Source organism: Novosphingobium sp. BL-S-34, assembly GCF_056857015.1.
Genome location: NZ_CM166473.1, coordinates 175,412 through 199,926, shown reverse-complemented (window position 1 = coordinate 199,926; position 24,515 = coordinate 175,412). Strand labels below are relative to the sequence as shown.

At 65.1% G+C, this 24,515-nt stretch carries 20 protein-coding genes; 17 read left to right on the top strand and 3 right to left on the bottom strand.

The genetic code is table 11. The annotated features are described in order from the left end of the window. The first annotated feature begins 42 nt into the window (after positions 1-42). The 3 genes from AC1VV3_RS15190 to AC1VV3_RS15180 all read left to right on the top strand — a co-directional run bounded on the left by AC1VV3_RS15190 (position 43) and on the right by AC1VV3_RS15180 (position 4,970). Complete coding sequence (locus tag AC1VV3_RS15190; RefSeq protein WP_482962716.1) at positions 43-1,623, top strand: tryptophan halogenase family protein; 1,581 nt, start codon at positions 43-45, stop codon at positions 1,621-1,623. Between the two features lie 111 nt (positions 1,624-1,734). Next, complete coding sequence (locus AC1VV3_RS15185) at positions 1,735-3,297, top strand: GH39 family glycosyl hydrolase (protein ID WP_482962715.1); 1,563 nt, start codon at positions 1,735-1,737, stop codon at positions 3,295-3,297. Between the two features lie 50 nt (positions 3,298-3,347). Beyond that, positions 3,348-4,970 carry a family 43 glycosylhydrolase gene (locus tag AC1VV3_RS15180; protein ID WP_482962714.1) on the top strand — a complete coding sequence of 541 codons (1,623 nt, stop codon included), beginning with the start codon at positions 3,348-3,350 and terminating at the stop codon, positions 4,968-4,970. A gap of 120 nt (positions 4,971-5,090) precedes the next feature. On the opposite strand, the gene AC1VV3_RS15175 is transcribed toward AC1VV3_RS15180, so the two are convergent. Next, positions 5,091-5,927 carry a LytTR family DNA-binding domain-containing protein gene (locus tag AC1VV3_RS15175; RefSeq protein WP_482962713.1) on the bottom strand — a complete coding sequence of 279 codons (837 nt, stop codon included), beginning with the start codon at positions 5,925-5,927 and terminating at the stop codon, positions 5,091-5,093. Positions 5,928-6,201: 274 nt separating this feature from the next. Between AC1VV3_RS15175 and AC1VV3_RS15170 the strand changes: the two genes are divergently transcribed. The 10 genes from AC1VV3_RS15170 to AC1VV3_RS15125 all read left to right on the top strand — a co-directional run bounded on the left by AC1VV3_RS15170 (position 6,202) and on the right by AC1VV3_RS15125 (position 14,676). Beyond that, positions 6,202-6,999 carry a sterol desaturase family protein gene (locus AC1VV3_RS15170; protein ID WP_482962712.1) on the top strand — a complete coding sequence of 266 codons (798 nt, stop codon included), beginning with the start codon at positions 6,202-6,204 and terminating at the stop codon, positions 6,997-6,999. A gap of 71 nt (positions 7,000-7,070) precedes the next feature. Next, positions 7,071-7,529: a c-type cytochrome gene (locus tag AC1VV3_RS15165; protein ID WP_132267121.1), complete on the top strand. Its 459-nt coding sequence runs from the start codon at positions 7,071-7,073 to the stop codon at positions 7,527-7,529. Between the two features lies 1 nt (position 7,530). After that, positions 7,531-8,373, top strand: coding sequence for a COG4315 family predicted lipoprotein (locus AC1VV3_RS15160; RefSeq protein ID WP_482962711.1), 843 nt, complete (start codon positions 7,531-7,533; stop codon positions 8,371-8,373). A gap of 27 nt (positions 8,374-8,400) precedes the next feature. Continuing rightward, the gene (locus AC1VV3_RS15155; protein WP_482962710.1) at positions 8,401-9,627 is read left to right on the top strand and encodes a hypothetical protein; all 1,227 of its coding nucleotides are present in this window, start codon (positions 8,401-8,403) and stop codon (positions 9,625-9,627) included. After that, on the top strand, positions 9,624-11,315 hold the full coding sequence (locus AC1VV3_RS15150; protein WP_482962709.1) for a DUF1592 domain-containing protein: 1,692 nt from the start codon (positions 9,624-9,626) through the stop codon (positions 11,313-11,315). The genes AC1VV3_RS15155 and AC1VV3_RS15150 overlap by 4 nt, the downstream gene beginning before the upstream one ends. Positions 11,316-11,329: 14 nt before the next feature. Then, complete coding sequence (locus AC1VV3_RS15145; protein ID WP_482962708.1) at positions 11,330-12,670, top strand: DUF1552 domain-containing protein; 1,341 nt, start codon at positions 11,330-11,332, stop codon at positions 12,668-12,670. Continuing rightward, positions 12,667-13,164: a VOC family protein gene (locus AC1VV3_RS15140; RefSeq protein ID WP_482962707.1), complete on the top strand. Its 498-nt coding sequence runs from the start codon at positions 12,667-12,669 to the stop codon at positions 13,162-13,164. Before AC1VV3_RS15145 ends, AC1VV3_RS15140 begins: the two co-directional genes overlap by 4 nt. Next, complete coding sequence (locus AC1VV3_RS15135; protein ID WP_482962706.1) at positions 13,161-13,493, top strand: high-potential iron-sulfur protein; 333 nt, start codon at positions 13,161-13,163, stop codon at positions 13,491-13,493. Before AC1VV3_RS15140 ends, AC1VV3_RS15135 begins: the two co-directional genes overlap by 4 nt. Continuing rightward, positions 13,490-14,149, top strand: coding sequence for a cytochrome b/b6 domain-containing protein (locus AC1VV3_RS15130; RefSeq protein WP_482962705.1), 660 nt, complete (start codon positions 13,490-13,492; stop codon positions 14,147-14,149). Before AC1VV3_RS15135 ends, AC1VV3_RS15130 begins: the two co-directional genes overlap by 4 nt. A gap of 164 nt (positions 14,150-14,313) precedes the next feature. Continuing rightward, positions 14,314-14,676, top strand: coding sequence for a response regulator (locus AC1VV3_RS15125; RefSeq protein ID WP_482962704.1), 363 nt, complete (start codon positions 14,314-14,316; stop codon positions 14,674-14,676). Here the strand turns inward: AC1VV3_RS15125 and AC1VV3_RS15120 are convergent. After that, on the bottom strand, positions 14,673-16,556 hold the full coding sequence (locus AC1VV3_RS15120) for an ATP-binding protein (protein WP_482962703.1): 1,884 nt from the start codon (positions 16,554-16,556) through the stop codon (positions 14,673-14,675). The genes AC1VV3_RS15125 and AC1VV3_RS15120 overlap by 4 nt on opposite strands. Positions 16,557-17,199: 643 nt before the next feature. On the opposite strand from AC1VV3_RS15120, the gene AC1VV3_RS15115 reads away from it, so the two are divergent. The 4 genes from AC1VV3_RS15115 to AC1VV3_RS15100 all read left to right on the top strand — a co-directional run bounded on the left by AC1VV3_RS15115 (position 17,200) and on the right by AC1VV3_RS15100 (position 23,491). Further along, entirely contained in the window at positions 17,200-17,889 is a 690-nt protein-coding gene (locus tag AC1VV3_RS15115) for a cold-shock protein (protein ID WP_132267139.1), read from the top strand. A 288-nt stretch (positions 17,890-18,177) separates the two neighbouring features. Then, positions 18,178-20,208 carry an RNA polymerase sigma factor RpoD gene (gene rpoD / locus AC1VV3_RS15110; protein ID WP_482962702.1) on the top strand — a complete coding sequence of 677 codons (2,031 nt, stop codon included), beginning with the start codon at positions 18,178-18,180 and terminating at the stop codon, positions 20,206-20,208. A gap of 386 nt (positions 20,209-20,594) precedes the next feature. Next, a complete protein-coding gene (locus AC1VV3_RS15105) occupies positions 20,595-22,739 on the top strand; it encodes a TonB-dependent siderophore receptor (RefSeq protein ID WP_482962701.1) in 2,145 nt (714 codons plus the stop codon). 2 nt (positions 22,740-22,741) lie between these two features. After that, positions 22,742-23,491: a hypothetical protein gene (locus AC1VV3_RS15100; RefSeq protein WP_482962700.1), complete on the top strand. Its 750-nt coding sequence runs from the start codon at positions 22,742-22,744 to the stop codon at positions 23,489-23,491. Positions 23,492-23,641: 150 nt separating this feature from the next. Here the strand turns inward: AC1VV3_RS15100 and AC1VV3_RS15095 are convergent, their stop codons facing one another. Next, complete coding sequence (locus tag AC1VV3_RS15095; RefSeq protein ID WP_132267147.1) at positions 23,642-24,268, bottom strand: carbonic anhydrase; 627 nt, start codon at positions 24,266-24,268, stop codon at positions 23,642-23,644. Between the last annotated feature and the right edge of the window lie 247 nt (positions 24,269-24,515).

Sequence of the window (24,515 nt, the reverse complement as noted above, 5' to 3'; positions counted from 1 at the left end):
GACCAGGCGGTCCGCCCGATCTGCGTTGGGGAGATTGGCGCGATGCGTGCCGAGGCGAAGCAGGTTCTCATAGTCGGAGGCGGCACGGCCGGTTGGCTGACCGCCGGCTACCTTGCCAGGACACTGGGTGCAGACCTGCCCGGCGGCGCCCGCATCACACTCGTCGAATCTCAGGAAATCGGCATCATCGGCGTGGGGGAAGGCACCTTCCCAACCATCCGGCGTACCCTGGCGCGGATCGGCGTCCCCGAAAAGGAACTGCTCCGCCGCTGCGAAGCGACATTCAAGCAGGGCGTGAAATTCGTCGACTGGCTGCACCCGGCGGGACAAGGCGCTCAGGCCAATTACCTCCACGGATTTCAGGAAGCGGACGACCGCAAGGGCGGGCCGGAGTATCTCCCCTACTGGCTGCTGGGCGAGGCCGGCGAAACGCCTTGGGACGAGGCCAGCACCCCCCAGAAGCGCACGGTGGACGCCCTGCGCGGGCCAAAACTGGCGTCTCATCCCGAATATGCCGGCGTAATGAACTACGCATTCCATTTCGATGCCGGCGCTCTGGCAGAGCTACTGCGCGATCAAAGTGTCGCCAATGGCGTGCGGCACATATCCGACACCGTGGTGGACGTTTTCTGCACCGAGGAAGGCGCCATCTCCGGCGTCGTCACGCAGAACCACGGCGTGCAGGAGGCTGACCTCTACATCGATTGCACCGGCTTTCGCGCGGAACTGATCGGCAAGGCGCTGGGCCAGAAGTGGAAAAGCTGCACGGACGTGCTGTTCTGCGACAGCGCGATCGCCGCACAAGTCCCTTATGGCGCGCCGGACACGCCGATCCAGTCCGCGACGCTGTCCACCGCCCGCGATGCGGGCTGGATCTGGGATATCGGTCTCCAGACGCGCCGCGGCACCGGCTACGTCTATTCCTCCGCCCACTGCGAGCCCGAGGAAGCGGAGCGCACCTTGCGCAGCTATCTCGGCGCACAGGGCGAGGCGGTCACGACACGCCGCTTGCGGTTCGACGCCGGCTACCGCGAAGTGAACTGGCACAAGAACTGCGTGGCCGTGGGCCTTTCCAGCGGCTTCTTCGAACCGTTGGAAGCTACGGGCATCGTCTTCTCGGAAATTGCCGCCGGCGCCATTGCCAATCTCTTCCCCTGGGCCGGCGACTATGAGACCTCCGCCCGTCAGTTCAATGCCATCATGCTGCAGCGGTACGAGCGCGCGCGGGACTTTCTGAAACTACACTACAGCCTGACGAGGCGCGTCGACTCCGATTTCTGGATCGACAACGTGCGCCGGGAAACCATTCCGGACAGCCTTCTCGAACTGCTGGACAGGTGGCGCCATCGTCCTCCCAACGAAAAGGACTTCAATCCCAACATAGACGTGTTTCCGGCCACCAGCTGGCAATGCGTGTTGTACGGCATGGGCTGGAAAACGGACCTGTCGGCCCAGGCCGGGGTCATGCGTCTTCGCGCCGAAGCGCAGGAGGCGTTCGAGCAGGTGCGACGGCAGAGCGGCTTCGCCGTGGAGAACCTGCCGGATAACCGTGCCCTTTTGCGCCAGATGCTCGCGGAGCCGGCGGGATCGACGGTGCAGGCATTTGCCAGCGCGGCGGGATAGGTTTGCATCCCCACATTGACCGGCGAAGGCCCATGCGGCGCCGCTGCGCCTGAAATTGTTTGCGCTACCATTCCGTTCGATAGCGGATCGGGATCTGCTGGAAGAGGATTTATGAAAGCCACTGCCCTGTCACTCACCGCTCTCGCCTGTGTTCTGGCAAGTCCGGCGCATGCCGAGGGGAACGGCCCCCAGCGCTCGGTTCGTATCGATGCCGCCGCAGACGCGGGGCCGGTCGACCGCTTTTTCGATCTCTCGGTCGGTTCCGACTACCCCGGCACGCTGAAGCGTCCCGACAGCCAGGCACAGCTGCAAGTGGTGTCGAAGGAACTTGGCTTTCGTTACATCCGCTTCCACGACATCTTCCATGATGTGCTGGGCACCGTGCGCAAGGTGGACGGGCGGATCGTCTATGACTGGACCGAGATCGACGCGCTTTACGATGCGCTGCTGGCGAAGAACATCCGGCCATTCGTCGAACTGGGATGGACCCCGGCAGCGATGCGCACCTCGGACCTTCAGCTGTTCTACTGGAAGGGCAATACCTCGCACCCCGACCCGGCGATGTGGCGCGATCTGATCCGGACGTTCGTGACTCACATGCGCGAACGATATGGCGCTGACGAAGTGCGCAGCTGGTACTTCGAGCTGTGGAACGAGCCGAACCTGGACGGTTTCTGGGAAGGCGCCGATCAGCGCGCCTATCTTGACCTCTATCGCGATACCGCCAGAACCATCAAGGCGATCGACCCCCGGCTTCGGGTGGGCGGCCCTGCCACCGCAGGGGCGGCCTGGGTGCCCGAATTCCTCGACTACGCCCGGCAGAACCAGCTTCCGGTCGATTTCGTGACGACCCACAGCTACGGCGTCGAAGGCGGGTTTCTGGACGAGCAGGGCAAGCAGGATACCAAACTTTCGCCCTCACCCGATGCCGTCACCGGCGATGTACGCCGTGTGCGTGCGCAGATCGAAGCCTCCGCCTTCCCCGGCATTCCGCTCTATTTCACCGAGTGGAGCACCAGCTACACCCCGCGCGACTTCGTGCATGACAGCTATATCAGCGCGCCGTACATTCTCACCAAGCTCAAGAAATCGGCCGGCCTGGCCCAGGGCATGAGCTACTGGACCTACACCGACCTTTTCGAGGAACCCGGCCCGCCGCCCACCCCGTTCCACGGCGGCTTCGGGCTGATGAACCGAGAAGGCATCCGCAAGCCGGCCTGGTTCGCCTACAAGTACCTCCATGCCCTGCGCGGCCGCTCGATTCCGGTGGCCGACGAATATGCACTGGCATCGCGCAGCGGCAGGACCATCGCCGCCGTGGTGTGGGATTGGCATCAGCCGGTCCAGACACTCAGCAACAAGCCGTTCTACACCCGCCTGCAACCATCGCAGCCCAGCGAACCGGTGGAATTCCGCGTCGACCATCTCGCGCCCGGCAGATACCGGATCGTCACCCGCCGCACCGGCTACCGTCACAACGATCCGCTCTCGCGCTACATCGACATGGGTATGCCCGGCTCCATCGACGCCGCCCAGATCGCGCTGTTCCAGAAGGACACCGCCGATCTTCCGGAAACGGAAAAAACCATCTCGGTCGGCCGTGACGGCACAGCGCGGATTGCCCTGCCCATGCAGACCAACGACGTCGTGCTGGTCACGATCGACCCCGCCTGAACCGCCATTTTCCGCGGCAGACCTCATTTCGTAACGACCAGGGAATTCTCGTGAGCTTCACGCGACGCACCATCTTCAAGGGGGCCCTCGCCGGCGCGGCGCTTCCCGCATTGCCGCACGCGCTTGCCGCCGGGGAAACCGCCCATGCCGCCCAGACTCCTCCGGCATGGGGATCGGGAGCCGAAGGCCAGCGCAAGGCCGACCTCGGCAATGGAACCTATCGCAATCCGATCCTTTCGGGCGACCATCCCGATCCCACGATCCTGAAGGATGGGGACGTCTATTACATGACGTTCTCTTCCTTCGACTACTACCCCGGCCTGGTGATCTGGGAATCGCGCGACCTGGTGAACTGGTCGCCGATCGGCCCGGCGCTGGGCAACAACCTGGGCAGTGTCTGGGCGGTCGATCTGATCAGGCACAAGGGCCGCTACTTCATCTACCTGCCCGCCGCTCCGGACGGCAAACCGTGGTCGATCTACGTGATCTGGGCGGATGACATTCGCGGGCCCTGGAGCGAACCCATCGATCTCGACATTCCCGGCTGCATCGATCCCGGGCACGTCGTGGGCGAGGACGGCAGGCGCTACCTTTTCACCAACGGCATTCGCAAGGTGCGCCTCACCGACGATGGCCTGGCCACCGACGGCCCCCTCGAGAAAGCCTACGATCCATGGCGCTATCCCGATGACTGGATCGTCGAGAACTTCGCGCCCGAAGGCCCCAAGCTCATGCGGCACAACGGCTGGTTCTACCTGGTCACCGCCATTGGCGGCACGGCCGGTCCAGTAACCGGACACATGGTCATCGTGGCACGGTCGCGGTCCGTCCATGGACCCTGGGAGCATTGCCCGCACAATCCAATCGTGCGCACGCAGAGCACGGCGGAGCCCTGGTGGTCGCGCGGCCATGCCACTCTGGTCGAAGGCCCGGCGGGCGACTGGTGGATGGTCTACCACGGCTACGAAAACGGCATGCGGACTCTCGGCCGGCAAACCCTGCTGGAGCCGATAGAATGGACGCCTGATGGCTGGTTCAGAGCAAAGGGCGGCGATCTGTCGCAGCCGCTGGCCAAACCAGCCGGCGGAAAGCTGTCGCCTTCCACGCCCGCGCTCTCGGACGATTTCTCGCAGGACCGCATGGGCCGGCAATGGACGTTCTTCGCGCCGACCGGCAACGAAACCCGCGCCGCCTATCGGGAAGGCGGCATGGTAATCACCGCCAGCGGCACGTCGCCCGATGACTCGCCGCCGCTGACCTGCATTGCCGGCGACCGTCACTATCAGGCCGAAGTGACACTGGACCTGCTGGGGGAGGAGGCCGAGGCGGGCCTTTTGCTATTCTACAACCACAAGGCCTATGCCGGTCTGGGCTTCACATCCAAGCTATTGAAGCTCTTCGAATATTCCCAGGAACTGACCTGGGCCGGGATCGCCCAGAACGCGCAGAGCATCCGTTTGCGGGTGACCAGCGACGAGAACGTGGTCACCTGGCACTATTCGCACGACGAAGGCCGCACCTGGAAGCGCCACGATACGCGCATGGAAGTCTCCGGCCTCCATCACAACACCTTCGGCGGCTTCCTCAGCCTGCGCTTGGGGATTTATGTGGCGGGCAAAGGCTCCGCCCGGCTGCGCGACTTCCGCTACCGCGCCAACAACGCGGTGGCATGACGGCAATCCATGGTGGCTGGGCCCTGTTCCTGATTTGCGCTTGATCGGCTGACGCGAGACCGCCGCGTCGCGGCTCTTGCGGAAATGCGCTGCGCCGAGCTCGTGCCCGCGTTCCGGGCCTCACGTCAGTCGGGCATCGTTTTCGGCGAAGAACTGCTTGCGTTCGAGCCGCGAGACCGAATCGCGGGCCACGGGTGCCTTGGCGCCGTTGAGCAAAGTGACGGTGCGATTGCGGCCGTCGGCCTCGACAGAGGCGATGGCGCCGCGGGCCATCCACCAGCTGCGATGGACCTGCTCGCCAGGGCAATCGTCCATCTCGCTGATGGCATCGCGAAGCCGCATGAAGACCAGCTCCGAGCCACGGACGCCATGGACGCGAACGTAGTGGTCCTCGCTTTGCAAGGCGATGACGGGGCCATGGAAGCCGGGCGAAAGACGGCGGAGAAGGCGCGGCTCGGCCTTTTCATCGGGCGTCGAAATGCTCTCAGGTGCTGCCCGAGCGACGGGCGCCGCCTCGGGAGCCAGGGCGGCAGGCCGATCCTTCGGCGCGAGGGCCGCAGCCAGGTGCAGGTCCACGGCGCGCGCCCAGATGGCAACCCCCAGAACGCCGATCGCGCTCAGCATCGCGAAAGGCAAAATGCCGCCGAACCCGTCCAGCCCGTGGAAAAAGGCCCCGGCGCTCCAGGACCACAGCATGGCGAGCGGGAAGCTGGACAGGAACACGCCCGAATAGACCAGCATCCTCTTCGGCAGGGCGGTGGCATCGGCGATGCTGGTCCAGAGCAGGATCGAGGGGCGCACCAGCACGTAGGCGCCCATGAGGTGCATCCACCAGCGCCAGACCCGACCCATGAAATCGGCCTCCAGATAGGTACCGAAGGGGCCGAGGAAACCGATTATCGCCGCGACGATCGCCATGGCCCAGAATTCGATCAGGATTCGCCGCAACCAGTTCACGCCAACTCTCCCTGCCTGCGACGCGCCAATTGGAAAACCGCCGTGTTTCTGCCGGCTTGGCGTCGTATCCCCCTGCGTAACGTAAAACCGATTGTCCGCCAATCGCCGCCTGTCACCTGAGCTTCGACAACGCCGCCGGCAAGTGGCTCGCGGCATCGCAGCACAGGATACTATCATGGTCACCGAACACTATCGCCCCCTTGTCCTTGCCGGAGCGCTTGCCGTCCTGGCGCATGTCGTCGCCTTCGCCGTGGCGCTTGCCTGAACAGCAACGATGATCGGCACATTCTTCACCGGCGAGCAGGCCCTGACGGTCTGGCTCTGGGCGTTCGTGGCGACCGGCGTGATCGCCGGGATCGTCAGCGGCTTCTTCAAGGCCCGGAAAATCCAGCCGCGCGGCTTCAAGTGGAAGATCCTGCGCAACGAGGCCATCGTGGCGGTGATCACGCTTGCAATCTCGGGCAAGATCATCGGCTCGGCCTCGGCCTGGCTCAAGATGCACGGCTGGATCACGTTCCAGAGCGGAGCAGCGCCCTGGTGGATGATCGCGCTGGAATTCGGCGCCTACTTCTTCCTGTTCGACACTTACTTCTACTGGCTCCACCGCTGGATGCACAAGGAGCCGGTCTATAGCTGGGTCCACAAGCTCCACCACAAGTCGACATCGCCGAACCTGCTGACCACCCTGTCGGTCAATCCGCTGGAATCGATGATCAACGGCGGCTTCGTCCCGCTGTTCCTGGCCGTCTTCACGGTCCACCCGGCCACGATGGCGCTGATCCTGCCGACCAATATCATCATGGGCCTCTACGTCCATTCGGGCTACGAATTCCTGCCGCGCTGGTGGAACCGTACATGGGCCACGAAGTGGTTCATCACGGCCACCTTCCATGACCAGCACCACCGCTACTTCACGGGCAACTTCGGCGGCTACACCACGATCTGGGACCGTCTCTGCGGCACCATGCGCAAGAAGTACGAAGCCGATTTCGATGCGGTCAAGGCCCGCTCCGAACGGCGCCCGGCCGGCCCCGCACTCGCGGAGCTGAGCGCCGAGCGCGCAGAAGCCTGACCGACCCACGACCCACGCGAAAAGACACAACGATCGGCCGGAAAACGGCCACGAAGACGGGAGAGTGACAGATGAACGTTCGGGCAAGAACGAGCGCCATGGTCCTGGCGGCAGCGCTGGCGGCTACCCCGCTGCTGGCCGCACCGGCCGACACCGTCCGCGCCCGCGTGGACAACTACCGGGAACTCGGCGCCGCCTTCAAGGGTGTCAACGACGGCCTGCGTGGCAGCGAAGTGCAGACCGTGCTGATCGCGCAGTCCGTCCGGCAGATCCGCAATGCCTCGCGGGGGCAATACGAGTGGTTTCCGGCAGGATCCGGCCCGCAGTCCGGCGCCAAGACCCGCGCGAAGGCCGAGATCTGGTCCCAGCCCGCGAAGTTCAAGGGCGCGCAGGACGCTTTCGCGAAAGCCGCCGACGATCTGCAACGCGCCGTGACCGCCAAGGATGTGGCCGCGATCCGCCTCAGCGCGCAGAAGCTCGGCGGGACCTGCAAGGCCTGCCATGACGCCTTCCGCGCGCCCGAGCACTGAGATGCGGCTGGATACCGGCATGGCCCGGAAGGCTTCCCTGGCCGCCGTTGCAGCGCTGGCCGGGCTGGGCGCGGCGTCGCTGCCCGCTTCGGCCCAGCCCGCGGATCTCCCGATCGCCGCGGCGGACGGATCCCCCTTCCCCCCGGGCGTGCGCGTCCGCAAGCTCGGGAATGCCAGCGTCTATACCGATGCGAAAGGCAAAGTGCTTTACGGCCTGGACATGCGCACGCTCCTGCGCTGGGCGCCTGATCCGGCCCGGTTCTGCGATGCGGATTGCGCGCAAAACTGGACGGCACTGGCTGCCCCCGCGGGCTCCGCCGCGAATATCCGCTATCCCGCCGGCTTCGAGAAGACCGCCGATGACCGCTTCATGGACCCGCGCAAGGCTCCGGACTGGACCGTGATCGATGGGGCGCAGGGCAAGCAATGGGTCTACAAGGGCTGGCACCTCGTGTTCACGCGCACCGGCGCGAAGACGCGCCCTGCCGACGGGGATGGCGCCGACGGGAATGACGCCGACGCCGACGACAAACGCTGGAACACGCTGAAATACGTGCCGCCGCCGCCGAAACCAGCCGCTCCCGGCGTCGTCACCACGGCCTTCATCGACGGCGCCTATGCCTTTGCCGACCGGGAGGGCCGCGTGCTGTTCACGGGCAAGTGCGAGAGGGACTGCGCCTGGCGGCCGCTTCCGGCGCCCATGGCGAGCAGCGGCCTCGGCGAATGGAAAGTCAGTCTCGCCGGCGATGAGCCCGAATGGACCTTCAAGGGCAAGCGCGTCTTCGTCGGCACCGCCGGCGATTCGGGCACTGTCCCGTCCGGAGGCCAGATACTGCGACCCTGACAACGACGACAAACGGGGAGAGGCAAATTGGACAGAGGAAAAACAGGGCTGGGCCTGATGTGCGGCGGGGCTGCCATTGGCGTGGCAGCGCTCATGGCGCTGACCGGCTCACTCTCGATGGAGGCCCCGGCGCGCGCCGAGGCGCCGTCGCGCACGCTGCCCGCCCCGCCGCCGGGCGGGGTCATGGGCTTCGTGGTCCAGGACTTCGTGCCGCCGGTGATCCAGGGCATGGACGCCTGCCCCAAGGGCACCAGCCCCAAGGTTCGCGACATCTATCTGGCCTCGCTTCCCGCCGACGAACGGGCGCGGCTGGAGCGCAAGGAAAACGAACCCGAACTCACCAAACGCTGGCAGGCCACCGTGTTCGGCGCCGATGGTACCAACATCTGCTCGCAGCCCGACAAGTTCGACCGGCCGCTGCTCGCGACCGTGCAAAGCGCTCATGCGGGCGGGCTGGACCTGGACGGGGATGCGCCCGGCGAAAGCTGCTCTCATGAAGAGTTCACCGCGCCCGACGGGCGCACCGGGATCGACAACCAGGAATACCGCGTGATGGGCTGCACGCTCGAATGGCGCGGCAAGGACGGGATCGGCGGCGACCTCCTCACCGGCATGCGGCAGTTCCACGCCTCGGGCGAGTGGACGCAGGTCATCCTCCTGCGCGGCGTCGACAGCCTGGAAAACGACGACGATGTGGAAGTGATCTACGCCAACACGCCTGATCGTCCGCAACTGGACAGTCACGGCAACTTCCTGCCCGGCTACAGCTTCACGATCTCCGACAAGCCGCCGCGCCATCGCAATGCCCTGCACGGCCACATCGTGGGCGGCGTGCTGGTCACGGATGCGCAGGACATCAAGCTGGCGCAGACCTGGGGCCAGGGCGGCGCCCGAGACATCCGGGGTGCGCGGACCGCCTACGATTTCCGGCATGCCAAGCTCAGGCTCGCCTTCCAGCCGGACGGATCGCTGCGCGGCCTTGTCGGTGGCTACCGGCCGGTGTTCGACGTGATCCAGAGCCCCGCGATCGGCGGTGCCGGTGCGGCTCTGGCTGCCGGCATCGACTGCGCGGGCACCCTGGCGACCTTGCGCAAGTATGCCGATGGCATTCGCGATCCGAAAACCGGCACATGCTCCGGCGTATCCAGCGCCATGAACCTCTACGCCGTCCCCGCCTTCATCAACGACGTGCCGGCTCCATCTGCCAGGATCGCGCCCGCCGGGACCGCACATGCCGGGAACAAGACCCTATGAGCCCGTTTCGCACCGTGCCGCTCGGAATCGCGGCGGTCACGCTTGCCGCCACGCTCTGGTTGGCAGGCACCGCATCGACTTCCGCGCCGGTCCATGCCGAGGCCAATGGCTCTCCGGCGCTGCTCACGGATCCCCAGGTGGTCGGAATGCGGCGCCTGACCGAGGCGCAATACCGCAACAGCATTGCCGACATCTTCGGCAGCGACATCCGCGTGGCGGGCCGGTTCGAGCCGATCGTCCGCCCCGCGCACCAGCTCATCGCCTCCGGCGCCCGCAGCGCGGCCATTACGCCTTCAGGGCTGGAGCAGTTCGACGCCATGGCCCGTGAGATCGCCCGGCAGGTCTTTGACGAAGAGCACCGCGCGCAGTTCACCGCCTGTGCCCCGGCCGATCCCGCGGGCGCCGATGCGTCATGCGCGGGCCGCACTTTGGCGCCGCTCGGCCGCCTGCTGTTCCGCCGCCCGCTCAGCGAACAGGAACTGGCGCTTTACGTCCGCATCGCCGGGGAAGGTGCCGGTCCCACCAGGTCCTTCGCGAAAGGGCTGGAACTGGCGCTGGGCGCGATGCTCGTCTCGCCCTTGTTCCTCTACGTCGTGGAGACGGCCCAGCCCGATCCGGTGCGCCCCGGCGTGATGCGTCTGGACGACAATTCTCGCGCCGCCCGGCTCAGTTTCATGCTGTGGAATTCGGCGCCGAATGCCGCCCTGCTCGATGCGGCGGCCGCGGGCAGGCTGACCGATCAGCCGCAGCTTGCCGCCACCGTCCGGCGCATGGTCGCCTCGCCCCGCTTCGAGCAGGGTTTGCGGGCCTTCTTCTCGGACATGCTGCTGTTCGAGAAGTTCGACGAGCTGGCCAAGGACCCGGTGATCTATCCCTATTTCAACCAGGACGTGCTCCAGGCCCTGCCCGAGCAGATGCTCCGCACGATCACCACGCAATTGCTGGACGGCGACGGCGATTACCGGGAGCTGTTCACCACCCGCAAGACCTGGATGAACCGGGCGCTGGGCGCGCTCTACCGGGTGCCGGTCAGCCAGTCTCAAGGCTGGGTGCCTTACGAATTCACGGCCGAATCCGATCGTTCGGGATTGCTGGGCCTCGCCGGGTTCCTGGCGATGTATTCCCATTCCGGACGCAGTTCTCCGACATTGCGGGGCCGGGCGATCCGCGAACTCCTGCTCTGCCAGCCGGTGCCCAATCCCCCCGGAAACGTGAACTTCACCGCCGTGCAGGACACGGGCAACAAGGCGATGCCCACGGCCCGCATCCGCCTGGATGCCCATACCACCGATCCGGTCTGCGCCGGGTGCCACAAGATCACCGACCCCATCGGCCTCCCGCTGGAACGCTTCGACGGGATCGGCGGCTTCCGCAGGTTCGAGAACGAGGCCGCGATCGACGTCTCGGGCGAAATGGACGACACCCGCTTCACCGGCGGCGACGGGCTGGGCAAGGCCATTGCCGCCAGCAAGGACGCCACGCTCTGCGTCACGTCCCGCGCACTCGAATATGCGACCGGGCGCCCCAGCGAGGACGGCGAACTGATCGAACGGCTCGAAGGCGCCTTTGCGGCCCAGGGCTACCGGTTGCGCCAGCTGATCGAGACGATCGCGAGCCTGCCGCAGACTTACGAAGTCCCCACCGAAAGCATCAAGGCCGGCACCACCCTGGTGGCGACGCGGCGCTAGAGAGGAAACCATCCATGGCATTCGACATCTCGCGGCGCCTGGCGCTGAAAGGCATGATGAACGGCGCCGCCATCACCGTGGGCGTACCGCTGCTGGACATCTTCCTGGACGGTAACGGCGTGGCGATGGCTGCAACCGGCGCTCCCGTGCCGGTCCGGTTCGGCACCTGGTTCTGGGGGCTGGGCGTCAACCCCAGCCGCTGGTTCCCGGACAATCCCGGATCCGGCTACGACCTCAAGCCGGAACTGGAAGTGATCAAGGACCATGCCCACAAGATCAATATCCTGGGCAACTTCAACGTCATGCTCGACGGCGCCCCCAACCTGCCCCACACGTCCGGAGGCCCCGCGATCCGCACCGGCCGCGCCCTCACGGCCGAGGGCGGCCTGCCGGGCGAGAGCTTCGACGTCACCATCGGCGACCGCATCGGCACCCGCACCCGGTTCCGCAGTCTCGAAACATCTGCATCCGGCGATCCCCGCAACTCGCTGAGCGGGCGCGGCGGCGGCAATCTCAATCCGTCCGAAGGCTCTGCGGCCGGGCTGTACAAGCGCCTGTTCGGCACCGGCTTCAAGGATCCGAACAGCGCCGATTTCACGCCCGACCCCGAAGTCATGGCGCGGCGCAGCGTGCTCTCCGCCGTCACCGATCAGCGCAAGGCGCTGGAGGGCGCGGTGGGCGCAGCCGACCGGCAGAAGCTGGACCAGTACTTCACCTCGGTGCGCCAGCTTGAAAACCAGCTCGATGTCGAACTCACCCGGCCGCAGCCCCTCCAGGCCTGCCTGGTGCCGCAGCCTGTCGCCGACCGCGCGGTCAATGCCGAGATCGAGAACGTCGTCGCCAACCATGCGCTGATGACCGATCTCCTCGTCATGGCGTTGGCCTGCGACCAGACCCGGGTGTTCAACATGATGTTCAACAACGGCGCCTCCTCGCTCACGCGGATCGGCAGCACGATCACGCACCACCAGCTCACCCATGAGGAAGCGCTCGACAACCGGCTCGGCTACCAGCCCGAGGCGACCTACTTCCTCAACCGCATCTTCGAAGCCTGGACCTACTTCGTCGCCGCGCTCGACAAAGTGCAGGAGGGCGACCGGACCTTGCTCGACAATACGCTGGTCTTCGCCCACTCCGAGACCGAATTCGCCAAGTTCCACACGATCGACAACATTCCCATGATGACCGCCGGCAGCGCCGGAGGGCGAATCAAGACCGGCATCTATGTCGACGGGTTGGGCACGCCGATCAGCCGCGTGGGCCTGACGCTCCAGCAGGTCATGGGCGTACCCATCGACAAATGGGGCGCGAAGAGCATGGAGACCGGGAAGTCGATCGGGGAGCTGGTCGCATGAAGGCGCGTGCATGGCTGGCGGCGCTGGCCGCGATCCCGCTGCTGCCCGTCCCGGCCGCGGCCGAGGGACAGGCTGCGCCCCGGGAGGCGCCGGCGCGTCTGGTCAGCACGGTGCTCAAGTCCGCCTCGATCGACCGGGAACTCGCCTTCTACCGGACGGCCTTCGGCATGACGCTGGCCATGACGCTCGATCACGGCCAGCGCCGCGAATACATGCTGCGGTTTTCCGCCGATCCGGGCGAGGCCGGGCTGAACCTTGTCCACGACAGCGCGCCCGGCGCCCCGGCAAGGCTCACGCATGGCGGCGCCTTCGATCGCATCGTCCTGCGCGTCACCGACATGGACGGCCTGCTGGCCCGTCTCGACGCCGCCGGGATCGCCCATCCCCCGGCTCGCGAAGTCGCTCAGGGCTACCGCGTCCTGCAGCTTGAGGATCCCGAAGGCTATTCCCTCGAAGTGATCCAGAGCACGCGCGCCGCAGGAGCACCGCGATGAGCATTTCGCGCAGACAGATCCTCGCGCAGGCCTGCGGGCTCGGCATGGCGCTGGGCGGCAGCGCATTCGGGGGCCGCCTGAATGCCCAGGCGAATGACGCGGCCGCCAGGCCCGCCTGCTACGACCCGGCCACGCTGCCTTATATGCAGAAGAGCCGAAGGCGGGCGCTCGGCTATGTCGACGCCTCGACGAACCCCGCCCGGCGCTGCGGACTCTGCGCGTTCTTCACCGGCACGTCGGCTGCCTGCGGGAATTGCCAGATGCTGTCCGGTGGCCCCGTGGCGGCCGGCGGCCTGTGCCAATCCTTCGCGCCGAAAGCCGCCAAGTGAGCGCGGCGGCCGGCATCCGGGTGTGGGACCTGCCGACCCGCCTCTTCCACTGGCTGCTCGTGCTGCTGTTCGCGTTCTCCTGGTGGAGCGCGGAGAATCGCCACATGGACTGGCACTATCTCTCCGGGATCACCCTGCTCGGCCTCCTGGCGTTTCGGCTGCTATGGGGGCTGTTCGGATCGAGCACCGCGCGGCTGGCCGCGCTGTTCGCTTCCCCGCGCGCCGTCGGAAGGTATCTCGGCGGGCAAGGCACGCCCCGGGCGGGGCATAACCCGCTCGGCGGTTACAGCGTGCTCGCCATGCTTGCGTTCCTGTCCCTGCAAGTGGGCACCGGCCTCTTCGCCACTGACGTGGACGGTCTGGACTCCGGGCCGCTGTCCTTCCTGGTGTCGTTCGATCAGGGCCGTCTCGCCGCCGCGATCCATGCCTTCAGTTTCGACGCATTGCTGGTCCTGATCGGGCTCCATCTGGCGGCGATCGCCTTCTATGCCCTGTTCCGCCGACGCAACCTGCTTGGCCCGATGCTGACCGGGCGCGATCGCGGCGCTGGAGCGGAAATCGTTCCCATGAAACCGGCCCGGTTCGGCGCTTTCGTCATCGCAGCCGGACTGGCCGCCCTCCTGGCCTGGCAGGCGAGCAAGGGCTTCGGGCTCTAGGCGTCCACCACCGATCCGGCAGGCCTCAGTCCTGTCGACGCTTCACCCCATGCGCGCGAGACCTTGCCGATCAATTCGCAAGGCCCGGGAACGAGGCGGCCCCACGGTTCGTATAGTTGGTTCATGACCATGGACCGCCACTCGATATGATATTGGAAAAGAAAGTGCTTTTGGTCGAGGACGAAGCGCTGATCCGCGTGATCGGCACTGACGCGCTCGAAGAAGCCGGGTACGACGTCCTGGAAGCAGGCAGCGCCGACGAGGCGCTCGAGATCCTGGAAGCCTACAACGAGGTCCTGGTACTGTTCACGGATATCCGCATGCCGGGAAGCCTGAACGGACTGGAACTGGCCCGCATCGTCCACGAGCGATGGCCCAAGATGAAGCTCCTGCTGACTTCCGGGGACACCTGGCCGTCGGAAAATGAAATCCCCGACGACGGCCGCTTCCTTCCCAAGCCCTATCGCGTGGAAACGCTGCGCCGTGAAATCGACGAGATGACCAGAAACTGCAGCCCGACGACTTAGGAGAGCGCTGAAGGCGCGCGCTTCCCGACCCCGGCGTCGGACAAGGCCAGGGACAGTTCTTCCACCGAATATGGCTTGTGCAGCAGCCCGAATCCATGCTGGTTATTATTGGCAAGAACGTGGCTATACCCGCTGGTGAGCACGACGGTAACGCCGGGCCACCGGTCCCGAACGCGCTGCCCCAACTCCACCCCGTCGATGCCCGGCATCACGACATCGGAAAACACGGCGTCGATTCGCTCGCTCGCGGTCTCCAGAATGGCAATGGCCGAAGCGGCGTCCTTGGCGACGAGGGTCTCGTATCCCAGGTCCCGAAGCAGGTCCGACGCGAACTCGCCCACTTGCTCGTTGTCTTCGACAATGAGAATCCGGCCTTCCGCAAGCCATGATCCCTGCTCGGCGTCGCCCCCCTGCGACGAAGCCGGGGCCTCGACTTGCGGCAGGTACATGATGAAAGTGGAGCCCTGCCCCAGCATGCTCCGGACCTCGATCTCGCCGCCCGATTGCTTGGTGAACCCATAGACCTGGCTCAGCCCCAGGCCGGTTCCCTTGCCCACCGCCTTGGTGGTGAAGAACGGCTCGAAGATGCTGTCGATCTGATCGAGGGCAATTCCCGAACCCTCGTCAGTGACCGAAATGCGCACGAAAGATCCCCGCGGATCCGTCATGCCCTGCATCGGCAGAACGCCGTCGAACGTGTCGATCTCCACGACCAGACGCCCTTCGCCGTTCATCGCGTCGCGCGCATTGACGGCCATGTTCACGAAGGCCGTCTCGAACTGGCTGGCGTCCACTTCCACGAAACAGGGCGAGCGCAAGGACGTGACGTCCACCGACACCCGCGAGCCGACCACGGTGCGCAACATATCCGAAATGGCGCCGATCTTGTCGCCGACCTCGAACACTTGAGGCGTCAGCGCTTGGCGGCGCGCGAAAGCCAGCAGTTGTCCAGCGAGCTTGGCGGCCCTGTCCGCGGTGTCGGAAATCGCCTTCACGTATTTCTGGCGCTTTTCCGGCGTCAGCTCGCGGCGGCTGAGCAGATCGGCAGAGGACCGGATGATCGTCAGCAGATTGTTGAAATCGTGCGCCACGCCGCCCGTCAACTGGCCGATCGCATCCATCTTCTGCATGTGCCGAAGCTGGCTTTCGGATTCCGCCAGCTCCCGCGTCCGGGCCTCCACCCGCTCTTCCAGAGTCTCGTTGAGCTGGCGCAAGGCGATCTGGACCTGGTCCTGCTGCTGCTCGGCCGCGCGCAGCGCCGCGCAAGTATCGCGAAGCTCCGCCTCGCGGGCGCGCAGCGCTTCTTCGGCAATCGTGCGTTCCAGCAGGTCGGCCGCCTGCCGGGCGAGAATGTCCAGGAGCCTGAGGTCGCGCTCGGATGGGCGATGGGGCTTCGTCCAGTGAGTCGAGATCATCCCGAGCAGCGTGCCCGAACGCGACAGGAGCGGCGTGGTCTGTGCCGAGCGGATACCGGCACGGCGGAAAGCCATGAGGTCATCCGTGCCGGCGATCTCGCTCCATTCCTCGAAATCGGGAATGATGGCCCTCTGCCCGAACCGCAGCGCCATCGTGCAACTGCTCAGCGCGCTTGGGCTGACCCATTGCCAGAAGGCGATCGCCTCTTCTGGCAAGCCGCGGTGGCACAGCAATTGCAGTTTTCCGCCGTTGCCGGAAGGGTCGCCGTAAGGGCACAGCAGTTGCATGGTCCCGAACTGCGAGCCGGTGATGGCCACCGCCGCATCCACGATCTTGCCGTAGAGTTCCGCCAGATCATGCTCGGCGATCAGCTCCACGCTGATCCGCTGGAGCAGGTCGATGTCCAACAGATCGGCGTTTTCCTCGGCCGGCGCCGACAGGGGGGAGCGGAGCAGATCGGTCATTTTCTCGGCACTCAAGAGCGTTCCCGCGCGATGGCGTGGCAGATCGACGTTAGAACGATATGCCCCGGGAGTCTGCCCACTTCTGTCCATAAACGACGGGCCACATGGAAGTTTCCTGCTGGCCGGCCACCGCACGGTTTTCGTCGCGGGGGCGGGGGGCAGACCGCGCGGGAATCGGCCTTCGGAAGGCCGCTCTGCCGGAAAGATCCACCCTCGTCGTAAAAAATGCTGCGGGTATCGGCTCCCCGATGGCCTGCCGGATAATTCGGTGCTATGGGCCGGCGGATCAGGGATTCCGGTCCCAAGAGGTGCTCCGGATATAAAGTGCGCCTTTGATACCATTAATACAATCAATGAAGGCGATTTCCGTGTTCATAACGGCAAAACGCTCGATTTGGGGACAGGTTTTTCAGAACGCCCAAAAGCGCAAATTGGCATTTTTGAATTTCAGAGTATGGGTTACTAGAATAGTTCGCTTAGATTTTGATTTTCAATGCCCCTTGCATCTTACGATCAGTCCCCGGCCATCGTGTTCCCGACAGGGAAACCGCGTATTCAAAGCTGATTGTTCTTCCGTCCGGCGTGCCGCGTTCAAGCGCACGGGCGAATTCTCACCGAACGCAGTGAAGGTACGTATTTAGTCATGTCGTTTGACAGAGGAAATCGCGGTAACGGTCGCGACAGGTTCGGCGGTGGTAACGACCGTTTCGGTGGTGGCAACGACCGTTTCGGCGGAAACGATCGCTTCGGCGGCGGTAATGATCGCTTCGGCGGTGGAAACGACCGCTTCGGCGGCGGCGGACAGCGCGGCGGCGGCTTCGGCGGCCCGCGCGGCGGCGGCGCACCTGCACAGGTAATCGGCCAGGGCAGCGGCGTGGTGAAGTTCTTCAACACGGATAAGGGCTTCGGCTTCATCCAGCGCGACGAAGGCGGCGACGACGCTTTCGTGCACATCAGTGCCGTGCAGGACGCCGGCCTGACGACGCTCGCCGAAGGCCAGACGCTGGAATTCCAGCTGGTGGAACGCGGCGGCAAGGTCTCCGCAACCAATCTCTCGATCGTGGGCGAAGTGATCACCGCCTCGCGCCGCGAATCGGCACCGGCCCAGCGCCAGTCGACCGGTGAACGCGCCAGCGGCACGGTCAAGTTCTTCAATGCTGCCAAGGGCTTCGGCTTCGTCAGCCGCGAAGATGGCCAGCCCGACGCATTCGTGCACATCAGTGCCGTTGAGCGTTCGGGCCTGTCGGGCCTGCACGAAGGCGATCAGCTCGAGTTCGAAATCGAGATCGATCGTCGCGGCAAGTCCTCGGCCGTCAATCTGGTCCTTCGCTGAGTTGCAGGCCTTGGCCCGTTTTACGGGCCAAGGCCTTGACAGCACGTCGAATATTGACTGGACCCGCTTCTGCCTGGTTTGACCGAGGAAACTCGGCGACCAGGCGAACGGTTGTAGGTGCATCGCTGCGTTATTATCTGTAGCCTGCCGGCTTCAGGTAATGACCCCTGTAGCGCGACAGCCCCATGGCGTTTTGCAGGCATGTCAGGCAAGGCATTTACAGACCCCTGTGTCTGTCCTGGCGGAGCAACCGCCACGGATGGGACATATGGGATATAAGGCGAACGAATGAGTAACGAAGATTTTGGCGCGGAGAACGACGCTCCGCTGATCGATTCCAGCCGAGGCTCGGTCGAGCGATTGATCGCGCGCGCCAAGCGCCTTGGGGTCATTTCGGTCAGCGAGTTGAACGCTGCCCTGCCCCAGGACGAGATGTCTTCCGAGCAGATCGAAGACGTCATGGCCGCCATCTCGGAGATGGGGGTCAAGATCGTCGAGAACGAAGACGATGATGATTCGTCCGATTCGGAGGCGGATCAGGAAGCCGACGACGATCGCGATGGCGACGGCGCGTTTGCAGAAAGCGGCGAAGGCACCCGCCGCCGCACCGCCGACAGCAAGAGCACTGAATCGCTCGGCCGCAGCGACGACCCCGTACGCCTCTACTTGCGCGAAATGGGCGCCGCGGAAATGCTCAGCCGCGAAGGCGAAGCTGCGATTTCCAAGCGGATCGAAGCCGGTCGCGACATGATGATCCTGGGCCTCTGCGAGAGCCCGATCACGTTCCACGCCATCATCCAGTGGTCCGAAGCGCTCAACAACGCCGAGATGCAGCTGCGCGAGATCCTCGATCTCGACGCCATGCTCTCGAAGGAGCCCGCACCGGAAAGCCTGTCCGAGGACGGTGAAGGCGACGACGACGGCGAGATCAGCGAAAAGACCGCCGGCCCCTCGTTCAAGGACGAGGACGAAGTCGAGGAAGAGTCCGGCGACGAAGTCGACGAGGACGGCAACCCGATCCCCAAGCGCGAAGCCGAGGAAGAGGAAGAGGACAACACCCTCAGCCTCGCCCAGATGGAAGCGGCCCTCAAGCCCGAAGCGCTTGAGAAGTTCATGCTCATCACCGAACTGTTCCAGGCCTTCGAGCGCCTCCAGTCGGAGCGTCTCGACGCGCTGGCGCTGGGCATCGATTTCCCGGCCGCCAAGGAAGACCAGTACCAGCAGCTGCGCGAAGACCTGACCGCGCAAGTCGAATCGGTGAAGTTCCACGCGACGAAGATCGAATATCTCGTCGACAACCTCTACGCCTTCAACCGCCGCCTCACCACGCTGGGCGGCCAGATGCTGCGCCTGGCGGAGCGTCACAAGGTGAAGCGGGCCGACTTCCTTGAGACTTATGTCGGCCGCGAGCTGGACGACACCTGGCTCACCGACATGGCCAAGAAGGACAAGAAGTGGGCGGCCTTCGCCGAGGCCGAAGTCGATCCGGTCGAACGCATCCGCGCGGAAGTCTCGGACATCGCCGCCGCCACCGGCATGGCGCTTCCCGAGTTTCGCCGCATCGTCAACATGGTCCAGAAGGGCGAGCGCGAGGCGCGCATCGCCAAGAAGGAAATGGTCGAGGCGAACCTGCGCCTGGTGATCTCGATCGCCAAGAAGTACACGAACCGCGGCCTTCAGTTCCTGGATCTCATCCAGGAAGGCAACATCGGCCTGATGAAGGCGGTCGACAAGTTCGAGTACCGCCGCGGCTACAAGTTCTCGACCTACGCCACCTGGTGGATCCGTCAGGCGATCACGCGCTCGATCGCGGATCAGGCCCGCACGATCCGTATCCCGGTGCACATGATCGAGACGATCAACAAGCTGGTCCGCACCAGCCGCCAGTTCCTTCACGAGCAGGGCCGCGAGCCCACGCCCGAGGAAATGGCCGAGCGCCTGTCCATGCCGCTCGAAAAGGTGAAGCGCGTCCTCAAAATCGCCAAGGAGCCGATCTCGCTCGAAACGCCGATCGGCGACGAGGAAGACAGCAGCCTCGGCGATTTCATCCAGGATGCCAATGCGGTCATCCCGGTGGATGCGGCGATCCAGGCGAACCTCAAGGAAATGATCACCCGCACCTTGTCGTCCCTCACCCCGCGTGAGGAACGCGTGCTGCGCATGCGCTTCGGCATCGGCATGCACACTGACCACACCCTTGAGGAAGTCGGCCAGCAGTTCTCGGTCACCCGCGAACGTATCCGCCAGATCGAGGCCAAGGCGCTGCGCAAGCTCAAGCACCCGAGCCGCTCGCGCATCATGCGCGCGTTCCTGGACTAAACACCGAATCCGAGCATGGATCGGCGGAAGTGCATTGCCACGGCAATGCACTTCCGCCGATCCTGCCCGCGCCGATAGACGCCCCCTACGATCCGCAGCCGCGCACCTAACCTCCGGCACCATGCCGTCCCCGTGCAGGGGATAGCGGCATTTCGTTGACGACCGAGCTTCTCGATACGCTCCGCGTCGAAGCCACTTGCCGCCCCATCCGCATCTCCCCGTAGCCGTAAGACCGTTCGATCGCTCATCGCTTTCGGACGCACTTGCTCGTGGGGAACCCAGTTCCGACCGCTCACCTCCAAACATATGCAAACGGTTGTCTTGCAACTGACTCGCATATTCAATAACGGGGGGCCAAAACCAGGGTCGAACAGGGAATCCTTCGAATGTCGAATCTCGTCCGGGGCCGCCGCGCTCCGCTGCTTGCGCTCGTATGGTCACTCGGGATCGCCGCCGCATCTCCGCAAATGGCGCAAGCGGAAGAGGCCGAGGCCGTTGCCGGATCCGACCAGAACCGCTCTTCCGAAATCACCGTGCTCGGCCAGCGCAGCGAAGACTACAAGGTCGAGCAGCTGACCACGGCCACCCGCACCGGCACCGACATCATGGATGTGCCGCAGTCGATCCAGTTCGTGCCGCGCGACGTGATCGACGACCAGCAGATCCTCGATCTCACCAGCGCCTTGCGCAACGTCAGCGGCATCCAGGCCGGGACCAATGCCGGCAACCGCTCCGAAAGCTTCACGATCCGCGGCTTCCGCTCATCGTACTACGCCGTCGATTCGATCATGCTGAGCCCGGCGATCGAAACCAATGACAGCTACCGCGACATGGCCAATATCGAGCGCATCGAAGTGCTTAAAGGCCCCGCTTCCGTGCTCTACGGTCGCGGCGATCCGGGCGGCCTCATCAACATCGTCACCAAGCAGCCGCGCTTCGAGCGCGCGATGAACTTCTCGGTCCAGGCCGGCAGCAACGATTTCGCACGCGGCCAGATCGACGTGACCGGCCCGGTCGATGCCGCCAAGACCCTGGCCGTGCGCTTCATCGGCGCAGCCCAGACCGGAGACACGTTCCGCGACATACTGGTGCCCTACCGCCGCCTGTTCCTCTCCGGATCGGTGCTGTGGGAACCGGACGACCGCACCCGCGTGATCGCCAGCCTCACTTATGCGCATCAGCACAACCAGACGGACCGCGGCATCATCGCCACGACCGACGCCGATGGCGACCTGGTGGTCGACCTTCCGCGCACCCGTTTCCTTGGCGAGCGCTGGGCAACCACCGAATCCGAGCGCTACGAATTCAATTATCGCATCGAGCACGAGCTGACCGACTGGCTGACGATCCGCCAGATCGGCCACTACGACGAAGGCAAGCTCGACCTGTTCGGCATCAACTACGGCAACACCGTGGCCGTCAACGCCGCGACCGGCGCGCGCACCGTCACCCGCACCGCCGTCGAGCAACATGAGAACAATCACAACTACGACGCGCAGGCCGACATGGTCGCCCGCTTCAAGACCGGCGGCATCGGCCATACCGTCGTGTTCGGCGGCGAATATGTGAAGTCCTACCGCTTCCGCACGTTCGCCCGTGCCACGCTGGCCCGGATCGACATCGACAACCCGGTCTACGGCGCCGAGCCCGGAACTTTCGTTCCCGCCGCCGACCGCAAGGTCCAGGCCAAATCCTGGTCCGGCTACCTGCAGGACCAGATCGACATCGGCGATCAGATCAATCTGCTGGCCGGTGTGCGCTACGACCATGCACGGCAGTCCGACCACGGCACGACCCAGTACGAATCCGATGACAAGGCCTGGTCGCCCCGCGTGGGACTGGTCTTCAAGCCGGTGCCCAATATCTCGCTCTTTGCCGACTTCACCCGTTCGTTCCAGTCGAAACCCGAACCGACCATCGACGGCAAGCCCATCGATCCCGAAAAGGGCAAGCAGTACGAGGCCGGCGTCAAGGCGGAGCTGTTCGGCGGCCGTCTGGGCGGCACCCTGGCCGTGTACCAGCTCACCCGTGAAAACGTGACGCAGCAGGACCCCAACAACGTCGGCTACAATATCAACGCCGGCGTGCAGCGGTCGCGCGGCGTGGAACTCGATCTCTCGGGCTCGATCAGCCCCAGCGTGAAAGTGATCGCCAACGGCGCCTATACCGACGCGACCGTGCGGGAATCGACCGACTACGCGCGCGGCAACCAGTTGATCGGCGTGCCCAAGTGGAGCGGCAGCTTCTGGCTGACCTGGGAACCGGTCGACGGGGCGCTTCGCAACTTCGGGCTTGGCGGCGGCGTCTTCGCGGCCAGCAACCGCCAGGGCGACCTGGAGAACAGCTTCAGCATCGGCGGCTATACGCGCCTGGACAGCAGTGTCTGGTACAAGCTGGCAGACAAGGTCCGCCTGTCGCTCAACGTCAAGAACATCACCAACGACTACTACATGGAATCCTCGGTTTCGCGCTCGCAAGTCGTGCCGGGCGAAGGTCGCAGCTTCCTTGTCGGCCTGAGCGGGAGCTTCTGAGGATGGGCAAGGCGTTCGCCGCCATCGTCGTCCTGCTGCTGGCGAGCGCCGCAGCGCCCCTTCCCGCGCCCGCGGGGGATGCGGGCCGCATCCTGTTCCTGATGCGCGCCGATCCGCCGGGAGGTTCGGCCGATCCGCAAGTCAAGGCGCGGCTCGAACAACTGGGCTACAGCGTGACCGTCAGCGAGGGGCTGGCGGGTCAAGGTGGTGCCGGCATGCCGGATCCTTGCGGGTTCGATCTGGTGGTGATGTCCTCCACGGTCCGCTCCAACCAGTTCACCGCCGAACGCTCGGTCATCACGCGCCTTCGCGACATGGGCATCCCGCTGGTGACCTGGGAGAATGACCTGCTCGACGACTTGTGGATGACCGGCCTGCGCCGCGACAGTGACTTCGGCGAGCTGGAAACGGGGCACTACTTCTGGCTGGTCCGCGCGCCTCATCCGCTGGCGGCGGGAATCCCCGCAGGGCTCGGGACCTGGACCGAAGCCCGAACACCGGCAGGCTGGGGCAAGCCGGGGCTGGGCGCCGACGTCATCATGACCTGGCCGGGCGAGCCGGAGAAATCGACCCTTTTCGGCTACGAGGCCGGGGCGACGATGGATCACGACCACCTCGCCCCTGCCCGCCGGGTGTTCATCGGCATGGAAAACAACAGCTTCACCCGCATGACCGATACCGGGCGCAAGCTGTTCGATAGCGCCATTGCCTGGACCAGGGCCGGCCGCAAGTCCTGTGGCGCGAAACGGTGACGACCGCTTGGAGGTGGACCTTGCCGAGGGCCGGAAGCTGCCGGAAGGCCGCCGATCGGCCTCAACCGGCAACCTGCCGTATCTCTCTTTGATACCGGCGAGAGCCCGACTTTCGCGGTCGGGCTCTCGTCTGCCGGGGTGGACGGCGGCTTAGAGCCAGCGCACCCGGCCGGTGGCGAGTTCGTACACCGCGCCCACGACCTTGAGTTCGCCCCGCTCCTGCGGCTCGATCAGCATCGGTTCGGAGAACGTCTGGAGCCGCTCGACCATGCGGCGGACATTCTCCTCGACGGCCACGTCCACCAGCTTTTCCTCACCGACATTGCGCTGGGCTGCCAGCACCGCCGGAATGATCGGCTCGATCATGCGGCCTATGCTGCCGGGGAAGCGCACGTCCTTGGTCACGACGTCCGCGGCAGCCGCGACGGCGCCGCATTTCTCGTGGCCGAGCACCACGATGAGCGGCACTTTCAGGACGCTGACCGAATACTCCACGGAACCCATTCCCGCCGCATCGACGTTGTTTCCGGCCGTTCGCACAATGAACAGCTCGCCAAGGCCTGCTCCGAACAGCTGCTCGGGGCCGACGCGCGAATCCGAGCATCCCACCAGGGTTGCGAAGGGCTGCTGCCCCTCGGCCAGCGCGAGACGGCGCTCGCGCGAGATGTCCGACTGCGACGGCTGGTCGGCAACGAATGCGCGGTTCCCGTCCACCAGGCGCTGCAGAGCCTCGTCCGGTGTCGGCTGCGCGGTAGCCAGGGTGTTGGATGTCGCCACTAATCAATCTCCTTCGAACATTCGGATGAGGCAGGAAATGGCCTTCGCAAGTCTCAGGCGCTTAGCTCGCCGGTTACGTATCGTTTCCGGGCACGCGGCATGGGTTGCCGTCTGCTCGCGCAGGCATCGGCAGGGGCTGCGGCAAAATGCGCAGGGGAAGCAGCGCCGCAAGGATCGCGCGCCCGATGGCCCTGACTATTCCGAGAGGCCGCGGAACATCGCGTCCTTACAAACGCTTGGCTCTCAC

Bases quoted from the DNA above. Each gene is read 5' to 3' on its own strand.
- AC1VV3_RS15100 (WP_482962700.1), top strand. From the start codon at position 22,742: ATGGGCAAGGCGTTCGCCGCCATCGTCGTCCTGCTGCTGGCGAGCGCC.
- AC1VV3_RS15145 (WP_482962708.1), top strand. From the start codon at position 11,330: ATGGCATTCGACATCTCGCGGCGCCTGGCGCTGAAAGGCATGATGAAC.
- AC1VV3_RS15135 (WP_482962706.1), top strand. From the start codon at position 13,161: ATGAGCATTTCGCGCAGACAGATCCTCGCGCAGGCCTGCGGGCTCGGC.
- AC1VV3_RS15170 (WP_482962712.1), top strand. From the start codon at position 6,202: ATGATCGGCACATTCTTCACCGGCGAGCAGGCCCTGACGGTCTGGCTC.
- AC1VV3_RS15160 (WP_482962711.1), top strand. From the start codon at position 7,531: ATGCGGCTGGATACCGGCATGGCCCGGAAGGCTTCCCTGGCCGCCGTT.
- AC1VV3_RS15165 (WP_132267121.1), top strand. From the start codon at position 7,071: ATGAACGTTCGGGCAAGAACGAGCGCCATGGTCCTGGCGGCAGCGCTG.
- AC1VV3_RS15105 (WP_482962701.1), top strand. From the start codon at position 20,595: ATGTCGAATCTCGTCCGGGGCCGCCGCGCTCCGCTGCTTGCGCTCGTA.
- rpoD (WP_482962702.1), top strand. From the start codon at position 18,178: ATGAGTAACGAAGATTTTGGCGCGGAGAACGACGCTCCGCTGATCGAT.
- AC1VV3_RS15115 (WP_132267139.1), top strand. From the start codon at position 17,200: ATGTCGTTTGACAGAGGAAATCGCGGTAACGGTCGCGACAGGTTCGGC.
- AC1VV3_RS15140 (WP_482962707.1), top strand. From the start codon at position 12,667: ATGAAGGCGCGTGCATGGCTGGCGGCGCTGGCCGCGATCCCGCTGCTG.
- AC1VV3_RS15190 (WP_482962716.1), top strand. From the start codon at position 43: ATGCGTGCCGAGGCGAAGCAGGTTCTCATAGTCGGAGGCGGCACGGCC.
- AC1VV3_RS15185 (WP_482962715.1), top strand. From the start codon at position 1,735: ATGAAAGCCACTGCCCTGTCACTCACCGCTCTCGCCTGTGTTCTGGCA.
- AC1VV3_RS15150 (WP_482962709.1), top strand. From the start codon at position 9,624: ATGAGCCCGTTTCGCACCGTGCCGCTCGGAATCGCGGCGGTCACGCTT.
- AC1VV3_RS15120 (WP_482962703.1), bottom strand. From the start codon at position 16,556: ATGACCGATCTGCTCCGCTCCCCCCTGTCGGCGCCGGCCGAGGAAAAC.